This window comes from Streptomyces sp. WAC05292, assembly GCF_003949955.1.
Classification (GTDB): Bacteria; Actinomycetota; Actinomycetes; order Streptomycetales; family Streptomycetaceae; genus Streptomyces; species Streptomyces globosus.
In genome coordinates this window covers 1-1,523 of sequence record NZ_RPSE01000699.1, presented here as the reverse complement: position 1 = coordinate 1,523, position 1,523 = coordinate 1, and the positions used below count along the sequence as shown (strand labels likewise).

General features: G+C 81.8%; 1 pseudogene. It reads right to left on the bottom strand.

Annotated features, from left to right (window positions below):
• Nucleotides 1-1,523 (bottom strand): annotated as a pseudogene (locus EF903_RS34540) (family 2 glycosyl transferase); the annotation flags it as partial.

Sequence of the window (1,523 nt, the reverse complement as noted above, 5' to 3'; positions counted from 1 at the left end):
GCCGAGCTGGTCGGCCTGGTCGGCGCCGGAGCCGGCGACGAGTCCGGCGACGGCCTTGTCGAGGCGGGCGCTGCCGCCGGCGGGGGCGGTCTCGGCGTCGCCGAGGGTGGCGCCGGAGCCGCGGACGAGGCTGTAGGAGACCCGGGCGGGGGTGCCGCCGAGGACGAGGGTGCGGGCCCGGTCGCGGGTGCCGGCGTCCTCGGCGACGAACGCGGGGACCTGGACGGGGTCGCGGCGCTCCAGAGGTCCGGCGGCTCCGCCGGCGGCCCAGGCGGCAGCGGCGAGGAGCGGTCCGGCGGCGGCGGCGAGGGCGACGAGTGCGGCGGCGGGCTGGCGCCAGCCGAAGCTGCTGGCGGCGACGCGCTCCCGGGCCCCTTCGGCGCCGACGGCGGCGGCCGCGAGGACGCCGAGCCCGTACAGGAGGGTGGCGGGCCCGGCCCAGCCGGTGCGGTTCAGGAGGGCGGCGAGGGCGAGCCCGGTCAGGGCGGCGGCCCAGGCGGCGCGGACGGCGGTGCGCCGGTCGGCGCGGAGCAGGGCGGCGAGGGCGGCCAGGAGGGCGCCGGCGAGGAGCAGGCCGCCGCCGGCCTTGGGGCCGCCGGGGTCGGCGCCGAGGAGGCCGAGGGCGGTGGCGGCGCCGGCGGGGCCGGGCAGTCCGGCTTCGCCGAGGAGTCGGCCGGGGTCGGCGAGGAGGGTGAGCGACCAGGGGGCGAGGACGGCGGCGGGCACGGCGAGGACGGCGAGCAGCCGCAGGGCGTACGCCTTCCACTCGGCGCGGCGCGCGGCCACCGCGGCCAGGCCGAGGACGGTGGCGGGCAGCCACACGACGGGGGCGAAGGCGGCGGCCGCGGTCATCAGGAGGGCCAGCGTCCACGCGGCGCGCCAGGGGCCGCGCTGCCCGGTGCCGGCCGGGGCGGTGAGCCCGAAGGCGGAGACGGCGGAGCGGGCGAGGAGGGGGAGGAGGACGGCGAGGACGGCGGTGCCGAGGCGGCCCCCGGCGAGCGCTCCGGTGACGGCGGGGAGGAGGGCGTAGGCGGCGGCGGCCCAGGCGCGCAGCAGGCGGGAGGCGACGAGGGGCCGGGAGGCGGCGTACGCGGTGAGTCCGGCGAGCGGGACGGAGCCGGCGAGGAGCAGGGTGAGGGCGGCGTCGGCGGAGCCGAGGAGGAGGGTCGCGAGGGCGCCGAGGACGGCGAGGTAGGGGGGTGCTCCGGCGGTGGATCCGGTGCCGGCGGGCTGCCAGTCCTCGGTGTAGCGGCGCCACAGGTCGAGGCCGCTGTCGGGGGCGGGCAGGAGGGCGCCGCCCATGAGGGAGCCGCTGCCGAGGAGGCCGCGGCAGGCGACGACGGAGACGACGGCGAGGAGGGCGAGGAGGAGCGGGGCGGGGTTGCGGGCGATCCGCCTGAGGCGGGCGAACCGCTCCGGCGCGTGGCCGGCGGCGTCGGGGCCGGCGGCGCCGCCGTGGCGGCCGGCGGCGGGACTGTCGGTGTCCCGGCCGTCGGTGAGGTGGGCGGCGAGCTGTTCCAGGC